General features: G+C 68.0%; 12 protein-coding genes. 7 read left to right on the plus strand and 5 right to left on the minus strand.

Annotation, left to right across the window (positions count from 1 at the left end; all coding sequences use genetic code 11):
* Nucleotides 1-325: 325 nt before the first annotated feature.
* A complete protein-coding gene (locus CRT60_RS19470) occupies nucleotides 326-1147 on the plus strand; it encodes a ParB/RepB/Spo0J family partition protein (protein ID WP_098738199.1) in 822 nt (273 codons plus the stop codon).
* A 33-nt stretch (nucleotides 1148-1180) separates the two neighbouring features.
* On the opposite strand, the gene CRT60_RS19475 is transcribed toward CRT60_RS19470, so the two are convergent.
* Nucleotides 1181-1813 carry an MBL fold metallo-hydrolase gene (locus CRT60_RS19475; protein ID WP_098738200.1) on the minus strand — a complete coding sequence of 211 codons (633 nt, stop codon included), beginning with the start codon at nucleotides 1811-1813 and terminating at the stop codon, nucleotides 1181-1183.
* A 261-nt stretch (nucleotides 1814-2074) separates the two neighbouring features.
* Between CRT60_RS19475 and CRT60_RS19480 the strand changes: the two genes are divergently transcribed.
* Both CRT60_RS19480 and CRT60_RS19485 read left to right on the plus strand, forming a co-directional pair.
* Nucleotides 2075-2527 carry an RrF2 family transcriptional regulator gene (locus tag CRT60_RS19480; RefSeq protein WP_098738201.1) on the plus strand — a complete coding sequence of 151 codons (453 nt, stop codon included), beginning with the start codon at nucleotides 2075-2077 and terminating at the stop codon, nucleotides 2525-2527.
* A gap of 228 nt (nucleotides 2528-2755) precedes the next feature.
* On the plus strand, nucleotides 2756-3460 hold the full coding sequence (locus tag CRT60_RS19485) for an SDR family oxidoreductase (RefSeq protein WP_098738742.1): 705 nt from the start codon (nucleotides 2756-2758) through the stop codon (nucleotides 3458-3460).
* A gap of 100 nt (nucleotides 3461-3560) precedes the next feature.
* Here the strand turns inward: CRT60_RS19485 and CRT60_RS19490 are convergent, their stop codons facing one another.
* The 3 genes from CRT60_RS19490 to phoU all read right to left on the minus strand — a co-directional run bounded on the left by CRT60_RS19490 (nucleotide 3561) and on the right by phoU (nucleotide 7355).
* On the minus strand, nucleotides 3561-4853 hold the full coding sequence (locus CRT60_RS19490; RefSeq protein WP_098738202.1) for an adenylosuccinate synthase: 1293 nt from the start codon (nucleotides 4851-4853) through the stop codon (nucleotides 3561-3563).
* Between the two features lie 147 nt (nucleotides 4854-5000).
* Nucleotides 5001-6167, minus strand: a complete 1167-nt coding sequence (locus tag CRT60_RS19495; protein ID WP_098738203.1) for an ATP phosphoribosyltransferase regulatory subunit — start codon at nucleotides 6165-6167, stop codon at nucleotides 5001-5003.
* Nucleotides 6168-6560: 393 nt separating this feature from the next.
* A complete protein-coding gene (gene phoU / locus CRT60_RS19510; RefSeq protein WP_244592628.1) occupies nucleotides 6561-7355 on the minus strand; it encodes a phosphate signaling complex protein PhoU in 795 nt (264 codons plus the stop codon).
* Between the two features lie 301 nt (nucleotides 7356-7656).
* On the opposite strand from phoU, the gene CRT60_RS19515 reads away from it, so the two are divergent.
* The 3 genes from CRT60_RS19515 to CRT60_RS19525 are packed head-to-tail and all read left to right on the plus strand — an operon-like array spanning nucleotide 7657 to nucleotide 12294.
* Nucleotides 7657-8376 carry a hypothetical protein gene (locus CRT60_RS19515; RefSeq protein WP_244592629.1) on the plus strand — a complete coding sequence of 240 codons (720 nt, stop codon included), beginning with the start codon at nucleotides 7657-7659 and terminating at the stop codon, nucleotides 8374-8376.
* A gap of 25 nt (nucleotides 8377-8401) precedes the next feature.
* Nucleotides 8402-10540 (plus strand): adenylate/guanylate cyclase domain-containing protein, encoded by a 2139-nt coding sequence (locus tag CRT60_RS19520; RefSeq protein ID WP_098738205.1) that lies wholly within the window; start codon nucleotides 8402-8404, stop codon nucleotides 10538-10540.
* 41 nt (nucleotides 10541-10581) lie between these two features.
* Nucleotides 10582-12294, plus strand: coding sequence for a ShlB/FhaC/HecB family hemolysin secretion/activation protein (locus CRT60_RS19525; protein WP_098738206.1), 1713 nt, complete (start codon nucleotides 10582-10584; stop codon nucleotides 12292-12294).
* A 110-nt stretch (nucleotides 12295-12404) separates the two neighbouring features.
* Here CRT60_RS19525 and CRT60_RS19530 read toward each other — a convergent pair whose 3' ends face one another.
* Entirely contained in the window at nucleotides 12405-13064 is a 660-nt protein-coding gene (locus CRT60_RS19530) for a cold-shock protein (RefSeq protein ID WP_244592630.1), read from the minus strand.
* A 413-nt stretch (nucleotides 13065-13477) separates the two neighbouring features.
* On the opposite strand from CRT60_RS19530, the gene CRT60_RS19535 reads away from it, so the two are divergent.
* Nucleotides 13478-15358, plus strand: a complete 1881-nt coding sequence (locus CRT60_RS19535; RefSeq protein ID WP_098738207.1) for a right-handed parallel beta-helix repeat-containing protein — start codon at nucleotides 13478-13480, stop codon at nucleotides 15356-15358.
* Nucleotides 15359-15667: the final 309 nt, after the last annotated feature.

The raw sequence follows: 15667 nt of genomic DNA on the forward strand, positions 1-15667 counted from the left end.
AAAAGCTTGCGCTCAGCAAGTGACATCGACCGACCTCCCAACAGACGCCCGATCAATTCCTCGGCTCTGTATAACCCCTTTCTACTGAGTTACGTTTCATTGCGCCAGCCGAATGGATTTTGAACGATCGTTTAACAAAACGGTGACGCCGCCATGACGGATCCTTGTCATCGAGTATTTCAATCGGACTCTCGCGCACGCAGCATCGGCGGGGCAATGTTCTCCTTTTCTTCCACTGCACCGTTGACAGGGCGGTAACCGCCGGGCACCGTTGCGGAACCGGAAGAACGCCGGAAGGATTGGGGACCAGGGGACCAGACCAGGCATGCCGACGCTCGCACCCGATCACTCGGATCTGTTCGACGATACGGGCAGGCCGCCCCGGCTGTTGGAACTCGACGTCGCCCGGATCATGCGCAACCCGAGCATGCCGCGCCGGCATTTCGACCCACAGGACATGCAGGGGCTGGCCGACTCGATTGCGCATTACGGGCTGAAGCAGCCGGTGCTGGTGCAGGAGGTCGTGGGCGGCCACCGTCTGGTCGCCGGCGAACGGCGGCTTCGGGCGCACGAGATGCTGGGGCTGGCGACCATCTACGCGCTGGTCACCTCCGGCAACCCGGACGAGCTGACGCTGGTGGAGAATGTCCAGCGCGTCGACCTCGACGCGCTGGAACTGGCGGAGGCGCTGGCCCGGCTGATCGACCGCTTCGGCTACACCCAGGAACAGCTGGGCCGCATCATCGGCAAGAGCCAGAGCAACGTCAGCCATACCCTGCGGCTGAACAGCCTGCCGGAGACGATCAAGCAGGAATATGCCGCCGCCCACCATGACGTGTCGCGCTCCACCCTGATCGAGATCGCCTGGATCAAGGATCTGGACGAGCAGATCGCCCTGTGGGAGCAGGTGAAGGCCGGCGACGGGACGGTGCAGGCGGCGCGCAGCCGCAAGGACGCCGCCAAGGAACCGTCGCTGCGCACCATGTCGGCGGTCGGCCGCTTCCTCGACGCGCTGCGCCGCGCCACCGCCCGGCTGGGCGATCCGCGCGAGCACCGCGCCTATGTCGACGACATGCAGCGCCGCGAACTGATCAGCCTGCGCCGGCGCATCGACCTGCTGCTGGGCGACGATCCGGCGGTGGATTGAGGGGGGCCACCCTCAGTCGTTCAGGAACGGCCCTCAATCATTCAAAAATGGATTGTAGAGCCGCTCCTCGCCGAAGCTCGACATCGGGCCGTGGCCGGGGATGAAGGCGATGTCGTCGCCATAAGGGAACAGCTTGTCGTGGATCGAGGCGATCAGGTCGCCGTGGTTGCCCTTGGGGAAGTCGGTGCGGCCGACGGAGCCCTGGAACAGCACGTCGCCGACGATGGCGAGCTTCGATGGCACATGGACGAACACGACGTGGCCGGGGGTGTGGCCGGGGCAGTGGCGCACCTCCAGCGTCTGGTTGCCGACGGTCACCGTGTCGCCCTCCTCCAGCCAGCGGCCGGGGGTGAAGGAGCGCACGGGCGGGAAGCCGAACATCTGGCTCTGCATCGGCATGCCGTCGATCCAGAACTGGTCGTCGCGGTGCGGACCCTCGATGGGCAGCGACAGCTTGTCGGCCAGATCGGCGACGGCACCGGCATGGTCGATGTGGCCATGGGTGACGAGGATCTTCTCCAGCGTCACGCCCTTCGCCTTCACGGCGGCCAGGATGCGGTCCAGGTCGCCGCCGGGATCGATGGCGGCCCCCTTCATCGTCTCGGGGCACCAGAGCACCGTGCAGTTCTGCTGGAACGGGGTGACCGGAACGATGGCGTACTGCATGGCCTGACCTTCGGTTCTGCGGGAAAATGGCGGAATGATCCTATCGGCAGGGCGACCTTAACGCGCCCGCGACGGCTGCCGCAAACCATTCACGCGTCAATTCGATTCCGATTTTCCGCGATCCGATCTAAGGTCCGCTGGTTCCGGCCGGACGTTGCGCCTTTGGGTGGAATAGCGGACCGGTACGAAATGTTAACCACCGACGCTTTAGATCGGGGCGGACCACCCTACCGCCGCCGCCATAATACGGATTCCGCCGGAATGCTGTCGCAGAAAGCCAAATACGCGTTGCGTGCCCTGATCATGCTGGCGGAGAAGGACAACGGCGACCTGATCCTGATCGCCGACATCGCGGAGCGCGAGAACATCCCGCGCAAGTTCCTGGAAGCGATCCTGGTCGAGTTGCGCAAGGAAGGCATCCTATTCGCCAAGCGTGGCAAGAGCGGCGGCTACCGGCTTGCCCGCCCGGCCGCGGAGATCACCTTCGGCGAGGTGATCCGGCTGATCGACGGCCATCTGGCGCCGATCCCCTGTGCCAGCAAGGCGTCCTTCCGGCCGTGCGAGGACTGCATCGATACCGAAACCTGTTCGGTGCGCTGGCTGATGGTCCAGGTTCGCGACGCCACCGCCGCCGTGCTGGACAACCAGACGCTGGCCGACGCCCTGCGCCATCGCCAGTCCACCGGCACCATCGCCGCTAATTTCGACATCTGATAGTATCAAGCGTAAAGCCTGACACATCAGGCTTTACGCTCGCCCTCAATCGGCGGGCGCGGCCCTCCGGCCGCTTGCCTTCGCAGGCATGGGCCTGCGGGGCCGCCGTCGCGGCCCCTACCGCTCCGCAGCTCCCCCCGCAGTTCCAAGGCCGCCGCTGAAATCGCATTTGAGGCGGCGACCGGCCGCCCTTATGGTTGGGCAACTGCAGGATTGGGAGGAATGAGCATGTCCGACGAAAAGGTTGCCGTGATCGCCGCCGGCGGCAGCGGCATGGGTGCGGCCTCGGCGCGCCGGCTGGCGGCCGACGGGTTCAAGGTCGCGATCCTGTCCTCCTCCGGCAAGGGCGAGGCCCTGGCCGCGGAACTCGGCGGCATCGGGGTGACGGGGTCGAACCAGTCGAACGACGACCTGAAGCGACTGGTCGATGCGACGATGGAGCGCTGGGGCCGCATCGACGCGCTGGTCAACAGCGCCGGCCATGGTCCGCGCGGCCCCCTGCTGGAGATCAGCGACGAGGACTGGCACCGCGGCATCGAGGTCTATTTCCTCAACGTCGTCCGGGCGGTCCGGCTGGTGGCGCCGATCATGGTCGGGCAGAAGGCCGGCTCCATCGTCAACATCTCCACCGCCTGGGCGTTCGAGCCGAGCGCCATGTTCCCGACCTCCGCCGTCGCGCGGGCCGGTCTGGCCGCCTACACCAAGCTCTTCGCCGAGCAGTATGCGGCGGAGAATGTGCGGATGAACAACGTCCTGCCCGGCTGGATCGACAGCCTGCCCGCGACCGAGGAGCGGCGCCAGAGTGTGCCGATGCAGCGCTACGGCAGCAGCGAGGAGATCGCCGCCACGGTGGCCTTCCTGGCCTCGCCGGGCGCCGGCTACATCACCGGCCAGAACATCCGGGTCGATGGCGGGCTGACGCGGTCGGTGTGATTGGGGCGGTGTGATGGGGGCGGCCCGACCTGAGGCTGCAGAAACGAAAAAGGGCCGGCGAAATGCCGGCCCTTTTTCTTCAGGAAAACCTCCCGCCGGATCAGTCGGCGAAGGGGTCCGTCATCAGGATGGTGTCGTCGCGTTCCGGGCTGGTCGACAGCAGGGCGACCGGGGCCTGGATCAGCTCCTCGATGTGGCGGACATACTTGACCGCCTGGGCCGGCAGTTCCGCCCACGAACGGGCGCCGCGGGTGGTGTCCTTCCAGCCTTCGAAGGTCTCGTAGATCGGCTCGACGCGGGCCTGGGAGCCGGCGTTCGACGGGTAATAGTCGAGTTCCTGGCCGTCCAGGCGGTAGCCGACGCAGACCTTGATCTCGTCGAAGCCGTCCAGCACGTCGAGCTTGGTCAGGGCGATGCCGTCGATGCCGCCGGTCTTGATCGCCTGGCGGACCATGACGGCGTCGAACCAGCCGCAGCGGCGCTTGCGCCCGGTGACCACGCCGAACTCCTTGCCCTTCTGGCCGATCAGCTCGCCGATCTCGTCCAGCAGCTCGGTCGGGAAGGGACCGGAGCCGACGCGGGTGGTGTAGGCCTTGCAGATGCCCAGCACATAGCCGACGGCGCGCGGGCCCATGCCGCTGCCGGCGGCGGCGTTGCCGGCCACCGTGTTGGAGGAGGTGACGTACGGGTAGGTGCCGTGGTCGATGTCCAGCATCGTGCCCTGGGCGCCCTCGAACAGGATGCGCTTGCCGGCGCGGCGCAGCTCGTCCAGCTGCTTCCACACGACGGCGGCGTAGGGCAGGACCTGCGGGGCGATCTCGCGCAGCGGCTCCAGGATGTCGGCCGGGGTCATCTCCGGCGCGCCCAGCGCGCGGAACAGCGCGTTGTGATGGGCGAGCAGGGCGTCGACCTTCTCCACCAGCACGGCGTCGTCGGTCAGGTCGCACAGGCGGATGGCGCGGCGGGCGACCTTGTCCTCATAGGCCGGGCCGATGCCGCGGCCGGTGGTGCCGATCTTGCCGGCGCCCTTGGCCTCTTCGCGCGCCTTGTCGAGCGCGCTGTGCACCGGCAGGATCAGCGGCACGTTCTCGGCGACGATCAGGTTTTCCGGGTTGACGGTGACGCCCTTTTCCTTGATCGCGTTCACTTCGCGGATGAAGGCCCAGGGGTCGAAGACGACGCCGTTGCCGATGACCGACAGCTTGCTCTGGCGCACCACGCCGGACGGCAGCAGGCTCAGCTTGTATTCGACGCCGTTGATCACCAGCGTGTGGCCGGCGTTGTGACCGCCCTGGAAGCGCACCACCACATCGGCCCGGCTGGACAGCCAGTCGACGATCTTGCCCTTGCCCTCGTCGCCCCACTGGGCGCCGACCACCGCAACGTTGGCCATCTCTCGTCTCCGCAAAACTTCAAAAAGGAACCGCTCAGCCTCCCGATCCACCGCAGGGTACCATCCGCGCGGCGTGGGGGCCCGTTCACCCTGAACCCAACTCGCTTGAACCCAATTTCTTTGAACGCAAGTCGTTTGAACCCAGGGTCACCCGACCGGCTTGACGTCCCCGCCGGCCAGCCAATGGCCGCAGTGGAGCCGTCTGGCTTCCGCGGCCGCATCGGCCACCGGGGCAAGCCCGGCGACTGTCACCCATCCGTCGGCGCGCAGCCTGCGCGCCGTTTCCCAGCCGCTGCCATGCGGCAGATAAACCCGTCCCGGAGCCTTGGCCGCCGGAACCGCACGCAGCAGCGTATCCATGTACAGCGTGAAGCCGGTCGCCGGCTCCCCGCGCCCATCTCCCTTGGCTTCGCCCTGCGCGCCGGCGCGGTAGCGCCCGCCCTGGCCCAGTTCGCCCGCGGCGCGGGAGAACAGGGTGAAGCTGAGGCCGGTCTGGTATTCGAAGCCGCGATGCTCCACCAGATCGATGGTCACCGTCAGGTCCGGCATCGCCGCGCGCAGCAGGGCCAGTGTGTCGGTCAGCCGGCGGCGGTCCTTCTCGGCGCCCTCCGGCAGCGGCAGGGCGGCCAGCGCTTCCATGGCGCGGTCGGCGGGGCCGGACGCGCTCATCAGCGTTTCCAGCAGCGAGGCGGCGGGGCCGCCGACGGCTGCCACGGCGGCCGAGTCCTTGCGGTCGAGTGCTGCGCGCAGCTGCCGGATCTCGTCCTCGCCCAGCCCGAGGCCGGCGCAGATGCGCGACACCATGGTCGGCACGCAGAGATCGACCGACAGGTGCGGCACGCCGATGGCGGTCAGCGCCTGGACGGCCAGCAGGACCACCTCGGCATCGGCCTCGGCCTCCAGCGCGCCGATCAGCTCGACGCCGACCTGGGTGAACTGGCGTTCGGGGCGCAGCTGCGACCCCTTCACCCGCAGCACCTGCCCGGCGTAGCACAGGCGCAGCGGCCGGGCCTCGTTCTTCAGGCGGGTGGTGGCGATGCGGGCGATCTGCGGCGTGATGTCGGCGCGGACCGCCATCATCCGCTGCGAATGCGGGTCCATCAGCCGGAAGGTCTGCTTGGACATCGCGGCACCGGGGCCGGACAGCAGGTTCTCTTCGAACTCGACCAGCGGCGGATCGACGCGCCGATAGCCCTGCGCGGCGAATTCCGCCAGCAGGCGTTCGACGGCGGCCGCCTCATGCGCCGCTTCGGACGGCAGCACGTCGTGCAGTCCGGCGGGAAGCAGGGCGGAGCTCAGTGCGTCGGCGGGCATGACCAGCGTGTCTCGTTGCAGGCAGGGAAAGGGATGCCGCGGCTGATGTCGGGCACACGGGGCGGGCTAATACCCGACCCCCGCGCCGCATGCAAACGGAAAAGACCCGCACCGTGGCGGTATCTCCCCTGCGCGTGCGAATCCGCGGCTGCGGCCGGACAAAGTGTCGCTGCCGGCGACGGTCCGGGCAAGTGCGCAGGCGGGCGGGCGGTGAGTGTCGCTCCCTCTCCCGCCTCGGGAGAGGGAAGGGGCCCGCCGCGAAGCGGTGGGAAGGGTGAGGGGTAGTGCAAGGAGCCATGCGGTTCGGGAGTTTTGGACCACCCCTCCCCCTCCCCACTTCGTGGGTCCCCTCCCTCTCCCGGGGCGGGAGAGGGCGATCATAGCTGCCGGGAATCAGCCGGCGTCGGCGGGGCCTGAGTCCTCGCCCTCGTCCTCGGATGGCAGGGCAAAGCCGTCTTCCGGAAAGCCGCGGCCCGGCGCCATCGGCGTGACGACGGCGAAGCTGCTGCCGTCGTTCTTCGGGCGCAGCACCGTCAGGGGGCTGCCGACCACCAGGAAATGGATGATCTCGGCGATGTTGGTGGCGTGGTCGCCGATGCGCTCCAGATTCTTCGCCATGAACAGCAGATGCGTGCAGGGCGTGATGTTGCGCGGATCCTCCATCATGTAGGTGAGGACCTCGCGGAACAGGCTGGTGTAGAGGTCGTCCAGCTCCTCGTCGCGCTCCCAGGCGGCGATGGCCTTGTCGACGTCGCGCTCGATATAGGCGTCGAGCACCTCCTTCAGGATCGCCTCGACCAGCCGGCCCATGCGCGGGATGCCGGCGGCCGGCCGCACCACCGGCACCTGGGCCAGCGCCAGCGAGCGCTTGGCGACATTGGCGGCATAATCGCCGATGCGCTCCAGATCGGCCGAGACCTTCAGGGCCGAAACGATCTCGCGCAGGTCCTGGGCCATCGGCTGGCGCAGCGCCAGCAGCCGCACCGCCTCCGCGTCGATGTCGCGCTCGTAGGCGTCGAGCCGCGCGTCGGCCTGCATCACCTGGGAGGCCAGCCCGACGTCGCGGCGGGTCACCGCCTTCACCGCGGCCTCCACCTGGGCTTCCGCCACGCCGCCCATCTGGGTGACGAGGTTGGACAGACGCTGCAATTCCTGCGCGAAGGAGCGGACGATGTGTTCGGTACCCATGTTCGGTCGCGACGCTCCAATGATGTCCGTCCCATCCGGCGGGACCCGGAAGGCCGCCACGCGCGGGAGGTGTATATTAGCCGGTGGTCATGACGGCGTTGTGGCGGGAGTATTTCACTTTGTTGACAATAGGATGTCGCCGGGATGACGGGAATTTACCGGCGGCATCGCTGTGACCGGGGGCCACGGCGGCGTATTGGATTTGAAGTACCCCGGTAACTTCGTTAAAGGGAACGTTGGCTATAGTGATGCCGTCCGTAGGGGGTACAGCCCCCTGCACTGACCGGGAGGCCGTTTTTCCATGTCCGTCGCCATGTCCGTCGCGTTCCAGATGCCTGTCCGCTCCGCCGTTGCCGGAACCCTGCTTCTGCTGGCTGCATCGCCGCTGGCGCTCGCCGCGGATCCGGCCCTGGCCCCGGCCGCACCCACCGCATTGGTTGAGGATGTGTCCGACGGAGTCGACGGCGTGCAGCCGATGGATTACCTGGCGGCCGGCCGCACCGTCACGTTGAAGACCGGGCAGACGCTGACGCTGAGCTATCTGGAATCCTGCGTCAACGAGACGATCACCGGCGGTTCGGTGACGGTCGGCGCCCGCGAATCGGCGGTGCAGGGCGGCAGCCTCGACCGCCACACGCTGCCCTGCGACGGCGGCAAGCTGCTGCTGGCCTCCAACGAGGCGGGCAAGGCGGGGGTGACCGTCTTCCGCAGCGCCCCCATCGCCCTGCCGGGCATGAAGGCGCCGCTGCCCAAGCCGGACCTGACCCTGTTCAAGACCCACCCGGTGCTGATCCTGTCGGCCCCCGGCCCGGTCACCATCGACCGGCTGGACGTGCAGGGCATCGCGCTGAGCACGGTCAATGTTCCCGGCACCACGCTGGACACCGCCAAGAGCGGCGCCGGGCTGGAGCCGGGCGGGCTCTACAAGATCGCCGCCGGGCAGAAGTCCTTCGTCGTGAAGATCGACGAGAAGGCCGCGGCCGGCGGCGGTCCGGCGCTCGGCCGGCTGATCCGGTTCTGAGCGGCGGGCGCGGCCGTTGAGTGCGATGAGGCTGCCCCGGCGCGTCCGGCTGGTCCTGCTCGGCGCGGTGGCGCCGGCGGTCGCATCGCTTCTGGTGCTGGCGGGCTCGTCCATGCTGCAGGGGCCGTCGATCGACAGCCTCTATTGGCTGCGGGAGCAGGTGCATGGCCCGCGGCCGGCCCCCGACCCCTCGCCGGTGGTGGTTGTCGGCATCGACGAGGAGACCTACCGCCGCCCGCCCTTCGCCGGCACGCCGCAGGCGCTGTGGGGGCCGCGGCTGGGCACCGTCCTCGGCGCCATGCTGGATGGCGGAGCGGCGGCCATCGGCCTCGACCTTGTCCACCCGACGTCCGTCGAGACGCTGATCCCGGGCTTCGAGCGCGATTACCTGCTGACGCTCCGCCGCGGCGGCAAGGAGGGGCGGCTGGTGCTGGCCAAGGTGCAGCATCAGAGCGACCCGCTGATGCCCTACCGCGGCTATACGATCGCCGCCGGGGTGAACAATGTCCGCTCGGTCAATCTGGTCGAGGATGCCGACGGCGTGCTGCGCCGGGTTCCGCTGACGCTGTCCGTCGCCGGACCCGACGGCCAGCCGAAGGCCGAGCCCGGCATGGCGGTCGAGGTCGCCTCCCGCGCGCTGAAGGCACCGCTGGAGCGGGGGGCCGACGGCTCCGCCACGCTGGCCGGCTACCGGGTGCCGGGCGGGGAGGGCAACCGGCTGCTGGTCAACCATGCCACTGCCGCCGGGGCGATCCCAACCTATTCGCTGGCCGATCTCCATGCCTGCGCCGAAGCCGGCAAGACCGACTTCTTCGCCAGCCACTTCAAGGGCAAGGCGGTGATGGTCGGCACCGTGCTGGATGTGGAGGACCGCAAGCTCTCCTCCAACCGCTGGGTCACCAAGCCGGAGGGGATGAACCTTCCCGAACGCTGCGCCCTGCCGGTGATGAGCGAGCTGTATGTCGCCGGCCGCACCCGCGACAGCATTCCCGGCGTCTATATCCACGCCGCCGCCATCTCCAACCTGATCGCGCACGATGCGCTGGAGGAAACCGGCCGGCCCGCCGCCGCGTCCCTGGTCCTGCTGCTGGCCGGACTGGCCGCCGTGGTGACGCTGGCGACCCGGCCGGCGGTGGCCGCGGCCGTGCTGCTCCTGCTGCTGGCGGGGTGGAGCGGGGTGGCGGTGCAGGCGTTCCAGGGCGGGCTGGTGCTGCCCTACCTCCAGGCGGCGCTGGCGGCCTTGCTGGTCTTCCCGCTGGCGCTCGGCTTCCGCTTCGCCGTGCTCGACCGCGACCAGCGGCACATCCGCAACGCCTTCAAGCTCTACCTGCCGGGATCGCTGATCGACGACATGATCGCGTCGGGCCAGTCGCCCAGCCTGGGCGGGGAGGAGCGCGACCTGTCCATCCTGTTCTGCGACATCGCCGGCTTCACCAGGATGTCGGAAGGGATGGAGCCGGAAGCGCTGGTCGCCGTGCTGAACCGCTATTTCACGGTGATGACCGACATCATCGAGGCGCATGGCGGCTTCGTCGACAAATACATCGGCGACGCCGTGCTGGCGGTGTTCGGCGCCCCCTATGCCATCGACAACCATGCCCGCGCCGCGGTGTCGGCCGCGCTGGCGATGCGTCAGGCGATGGCGGACGACCCGACCCTGCTGGCGACGGCCAGCGGGCGGGGCTCCAACCGCATCGGCATCGCCACCGGCCCGGCGCTGATCGGCAACATCGGCTCGCCGCGCCGCTTCAACTACACGGTGATGGGCGACACGGTGAATCTGGCCTCCCGGCTGGAAGGCGCCAACAAATACTACAACTCCGTGCTGATGGTCAGCGGCGAGACCGTGCGCCACCATGGCGACCCGGACGCCTTCCGCGCCCTCGACATCGTGCAGGTCGTCGGCCGCAGCGAGCCGGTCACGGTGTTCGAACCGCTGTCCGAGGCCCGCCGTGCCGATCCCGAGGACCGCGCCCAGCGTGCCGCCTACGCCGCTGCGCTGGACCACTGGCGTGCCGGCCGGTTCGAGGCCGCCGCCGCCGGGTTCCGGGCGCTGGTGGCTGCCGACGGCGCCGCGCTGGCGATGCTGCACAAGGCAGAGAAGCGCATCGGGCAGCCGGCGGGTCCGGACTGGGCCGGTGTGACCGCCCTTACCGACAAATAGCTTTGCGACGACGAGCCGTGTCCCGAACCGCACCCTCCGCCATGCTCATTTCCGCGCCTCCCGGCCTCCGGCGCTTCGTCCGCCTGTCCGCGTTGTTGCTGGCCGGCGCAGCCGCTCCGTTGCCGGCGCTGGCCCAGGCGGTTCTGCCGGTGCTGCCGCCCTCGCTCGACCCCAACCGGCTGGAGCAGCGCTTCGAACGCCCTGCCGTGCCGCAATCCTCACCGGAAATCGAGATGCCGGCGCCGGAGAAGGCGCCGCCGCCACGCGATGCCGAACGCATCACCCTGACGCTGACCGAGATCCGCATCGACGGCAACAGCGTCTATGACGGCGACAGCCTGTCCGCCCTGTGGCGCGACAAGCTGGGCAAGCCGGTGACGCTGGCCGACCTTTACGCCATCCGCGACGCCATCACCGCGCGCTACCGCAACGACGGCTATGTGCTGTCCCAGGCGGTGGTGCCGGCCCAGCGCATCCGCGACGGCGTCGTCCGCCTGCAGGTGGTGGAGGGCTATGTCGACGAGGTGGTCGTCCAGGGCGAGGCAAAGGACCGGCTCGGCCTGCTGCGGCGCATGGGGGAGAAGATCAAGGCCTCCCGCCCGCTGCGCATGGCCGACATGGAGCGCTACGTCCTGCTGGCCGACGACCTGCCCGGCGTCGCGGTGAAGACGGTGCTGGAGGCATCGCCCGACACCCCCGGCGCCTCGCGCCTGACCCTGGCGCTGGAGCGCACGCCCTTCAACGGCTTCCTGTCGCTGGACAACCGCGGCACCCGCTCCATCGGCCCGATGCAGATGACCGGCGTCGCCACCGTCGAGGATCAGCTCGGCCTGTTCGAGCGGACCACCGCGCAAGGCATCGTCACTCCGCAGATCCGCGAGCTGCGCTTCTTCGACGTCGGGCAGCTGGTGCCGGTGGATGCCGAGGGCACGACGGTGGAGTACGGCGTCCGCCGCTCCTGGTCGCAGCCCGGCGACAGCGTGCGGCCGCTCGACCTTTACAGCCTGACCACCTCCGGCCGGGTGGCGGTGTCGCATCCCTTCATCCGCAGCCGGGCGGAGACCCTGCGCGCCGGCCTCAGCGTCACCATCCGCGACAGCCGCACCGACGTGCTGGGCGATAAGCTGTCGCAGGATCGGCTGCGCATCGTCGCCGCCAACGTCGCTTACGATTTCGCCGACGGCTGGGGCGGGTCTAACCTGTTGACGGCGGAGCTGTCCAAGGGGCTGGACATCCTGAACGCCACGGAATCCGGCAGCGCCAACCTGACCCGCAGCGGCGGGCGCAGCGATTTCCGCAAGCTGCTGCTGTCGGCCCAGCGCAACCAGCCCCTGACCGACCAGCTGATCCTCGCCCTTTCCGGCGAAGCGCAATACAGCCCGGACCAGCTGCTGTCGTCCGAGGAGTACGGCCTGGGCGGCAAGCAGTATGGCCGCGCCTTCGACCCCTCGGAAATCACCGGCGACAGCGGCTTCGCCGGCCGGGCGGAGCTGCAATACATCCTTCCGGTCCAGGAGGACGGGCTGGATTACGCGGTCGCCTATGGCTTCGGCGATTATGGGGCGGTGTACAATTACGAAGGCGGCACGCGCCATGGCCGCCGGTCCCTCGCCTCGACCGGCGTCGGCCTGCGCTTCGGCGTTTTCCAGCGCATCGATGCCAGCGTGGAACTGGCCAAGCCCTTCATCACCACGCCGTTCAGCACGCAGGACCGCGCCCCGCGGGCTTTCTTCACGCTCTCGACCAGATTCTGAGGCGACGCGCTTGTGAAGCGGTCGGGTCCCAACCCGATGCAATGCGACCGCCGCGCGGCCGGCCTGTCAGGGCCAACCGGCGGCGGCAAGCGCCTGCGAAGGCGGTAGCGTCAGATCAGCTCGACCCGCTGGGCGACCGGCGCATCGTCCGACCCGACGGCCAGATAGCGCACATCCTCGCCGTCGGCGACGATGTCCAGGCCGGACTGGCGCAGGGTGGCGCGGTCGAAATAGACGGTGGCGCCATCTTCCCACGGCTCGATCAGGCCGGACTGGCTGTCCAGATTGTACCAGCGCACCGTGCCATAGGCCATCGTGGCTGGCCCGGCCGGCTCGGACTGGCGCTCGCGCCGTTCGCGCGGCGGCTTCGGCGGACGGGCGAAGCCCTCGCCGCCATCCTCAGGTTGCGGGCCCTGTCCGGCGGCCTGACCGGCCGGCTGCCCCATCGGCTGGCCCATCGACTGGGATGCCGAGGCGGAGCCGCGCGGCGGGCGCTGGTTGCGGGCCCGCGGGGCGGGCGGGGTTTCCGGCGGCGTGGCGGAGTGAATGGCGACGACCTGGGGCCCCTTGGCGCCCTGGGCCAGATCGCAGACGACCGTCGTGCCCTCGACCGGGTTGGGCAGGGAGGCGGCGGCCAGGACCGAAGCGTGCAAGAAAGCCTCGCCGGAGCCATCGGCAAGGCGGACGAACCCAAAACCCTTTTCCGGCTTGAACCACTTTACCGTCGCGGTGACGTTCGTCGCGGTGACGTTCTTCAACTCTTCGCTCAAGACAGGTCCCTTTCACGTCCTGTAGCCGGGGGAGGGGCGGCCCTGACGCTGAACTGGGCGCGGCACCGCTGTATGACCAAGAACAAAACCCCGGCAGTCGTCAGCTTATCATAAAATTCCAGAAAATGACCAGTCCAGTGATGCCCTGTAACGCGGCGGCGACTGTCGGCATCACTTGCAGGTCGGTCGATGCGCGTAATGCGCGAATCCCGATGACGGGAGATCGTCCGTAAAGAAGGTTCGGTTTCACAATTAATGCCGGATCACATTGCCACTAATTCGTGGATGTTCGGCGCATCGCATAATACCGTTCTTGCAGAGCCCCCCCCTGTCCATCAGAGGTACTAAGGCCGTAAATAAAATTTTAACTAAAAAATTCGACTCATGTCTCCATCAGAACGGAGGAATGACTTATGACGACCACCGACCAGACCGCTTTTTTCGTGTCCACCAAGGGCAATGACAGCTGGTCCGGGCGGCTCGCCGCTCCCAACGCCGCCGGCACCGACGGTCCCTTCGCCAGCCTCGAGAAGGCGCGGGACGCGATGCGGGCGGGCGATGTCGACACCACCTATGTTCGTGGCGGCACCTATCGCCTGGACAAGACTCTGACACTCGACTCCCATGACGACGGCCACAGCTTCCTTGCCTACGGGAACGAGACGCCGGTTCTCAGCGGCGGGGAGCGTGTGACCGGCTTCACCTATGAAGGCAAGGGCCTTTATTCCGCCAAGCTCTCCTCGGCCAACGGCCTGGATGTCAGCATCGGCGGCGTCCGCCAGCATGCGGCGCAGACCGGCGACTTCGATCCCGCCGAGGCGGCCACCAGCGGCTGGCATGTGCTGAAGGCCAACTCGACCGGCGCCAGCAAGACCAGCTTCAACTTTTCGAACGGCGACATCCCGTCGGGCCTGAAGCCCCATGACGGTCTGGTCGTCCAGACATTCGATACGGAACGGCTGAGGGACGACATCTCAGCCGTGAAGTCGATCGACCAGTATCACCACACGGTGACGCTCGACGACGCGGCCTCCTACGCGCTGCGCACCGGCGGCACCTATCGGGTGATGAACGACGCCTCGCTGATCCGCGACGCCGGTGAATTCGGCTGGCGCGCCGGCGACGGCAAGCTGGTGGTGAAGCCGGAGCATGCCGCCAGCTTCCAGTCGGACGGCGTCGTCGTCGCCCGGCTCGGCACGCTGATCAAGTCAAGCAACGCCAGCAACGTCAGCATCGAAGGACTGACCTTCTCCGACACCCGCTATGAGGGCGCGGCGCTGTCGATGCAGGGCGGGCATGGCAACTCGGTCGGCGGCAATCATTTCGTCAATGTCGGAACCGCGGTCTCGCTCGACGGCACCGACAACAGCCGCATCGCCGGCAACCATATGGAGCAGCTCGGCGACACCGGCGTTTCGATGATCCATGCCGCCGACGGCAACCGCATCTACGCCAACACCATCGAGCATATCGGCCAGATCACCAAGGGCGGGGCCGGCATCGGCGCCGTCGGCAGCAGCAACAGCATGGTCAGCAACAACGACATCACCGATGCCCCGCGTTACGGCGTGTCGTTCAAGGAATGGGACGACGGCCAGCTGAACCGCAACAACACCGTCCAGTTCAACAAAATCCACCATGTCGGGCAGGAGACCGCTGATGGCGGCGGCATCGAGATGCTCGGCCGCTCGGCCAAGGACATGGGGTCGGTCATCCGCGGCAACGAGGTGATCAACACCGGCGGTCTCGCCACCGACGGAAAGGGCAACTGGTTGACCGATCACAAGGGCTGGGGCATCTCGCTCGACGATCTGACCAGCGGCGTCATCGTGCGCGACAACTTCGTGAAGGGCTTCGCCTGGGCCGGCATCTATGTCCATGGCGGCGACAACAATTTGCTGGAGAATAATTTCGGCATTGCCAGCCGTCCGCAGGATGCCTTCATCCGCCTGGAATGGGTGCCCAAGGCCGGCGACGAGGCGCGCCCCCATGACAACATGGTGATCCATAACCTCGCGGCCGGCGATATGCCGATCGATCAGTATTGGAAGCTGCTCAGCCCGGGCCGGCTGACCATGGACGGCAACGTCGCTGCCAACGGCCGCGCCTTCGGTCCGAACGACGCGGTCTTCAATCCGGGGTTCCGCGACAGCGCCCATGCTGACTACTCGCTGAAGGACAAGGCGCCTGTCCTGGCCCACGGCATTCACGACCTCAGCTGGTCGTCGATGGGAACCGACGGCTACCACGCCGACGGCAGCATGGCCCAGTTCTGGGACCACGCCGCCTATTGACGGGCGGGGGCTGACGGGCAGGGGGCGCCGCGCCATGCGGTGCCCCTCTCGGGCCTCCGGTCAAAAAAATCGTCATGGGGATGCAGAAAGTTCTTGCGCGGTCGGGGCGGGCCCGCATATAAGACGCCTCCCGACGCGAACGACGCCGGCGCCGCCGAAACGGCAGCGATCGACACGCGGAAGGGAAGCCCGACAAACCGGCGCTTGACAGTCGAACCCCAGGGGTTCGGCGAAGCAACGGTTTCTGCATCGGGCGGGTTCATTGACAAGTTAATACCGTGTTGTGAGAAGGGATGCGCAGGCGGCGGC

The organism is Azospirillum palustre (assembly GCF_002573965.1).
Classification (GTDB): domain Bacteria; phylum Pseudomonadota; class Alphaproteobacteria; order Azospirillales; family Azospirillaceae; genus Azospirillum; species Azospirillum palustre.

Coding starts and splice junctions, on each gene's coding strand:
- CRT60_RS19470 (WP_098738199.1), top strand. CDS start 326: ATGCCGACGCTCGCACCCGATCACTCGGATCTGTTCGACGATACGGGC.
- CRT60_RS19475 (WP_098738200.1), bottom strand. CDS start 1,813: ATGCAGTACGCCATCGTTCCGGTCACCCCGTTCCAGCAGAACTGCACG.
- CRT60_RS19480 (WP_098738201.1), top strand. CDS start 2,075: ATGCTGTCGCAGAAAGCCAAATACGCGTTGCGTGCCCTGATCATGCTG.
- CRT60_RS19485 (WP_098738742.1), top strand. CDS start 2,756: ATGTCCGACGAAAAGGTTGCCGTGATCGCCGCCGGCGGCAGCGGCATG.
- CRT60_RS19490 (WP_098738202.1), bottom strand. CDS start 4,853: ATGGCCAACGTTGCGGTGGTCGGCGCCCAGTGGGGCGACGAGGGCAAG.
- CRT60_RS19495 (WP_098738203.1), bottom strand. CDS start 6,167: ATGCCCGCCGACGCACTGAGCTCCGCCCTGCTTCCCGCCGGACTGCAC.
- phoU (WP_244592628.1), bottom strand. CDS start 7,355: ATGGGTACCGAACACATCGTCCGCTCCTTCGCGCAGGAATTGCAGCGT.
- CRT60_RS19515 (WP_244592629.1), top strand. CDS start 7,657: ATGTCCGTCGCCATGTCCGTCGCGTTCCAGATGCCTGTCCGCTCCGCC.
- CRT60_RS19520 (WP_098738205.1), top strand. CDS start 8,402: ATGAGGCTGCCCCGGCGCGTCCGGCTGGTCCTGCTCGGCGCGGTGGCG.
- CRT60_RS19525 (WP_098738206.1), top strand. CDS start 10,582: ATGCTCATTTCCGCGCCTCCCGGCCTCCGGCGCTTCGTCCGCCTGTCC.
- CRT60_RS19535 (WP_098738207.1), top strand. CDS start 13,478: ATGACGACCACCGACCAGACCGCTTTTTTCGTGTCCACCAAGGGCAAT.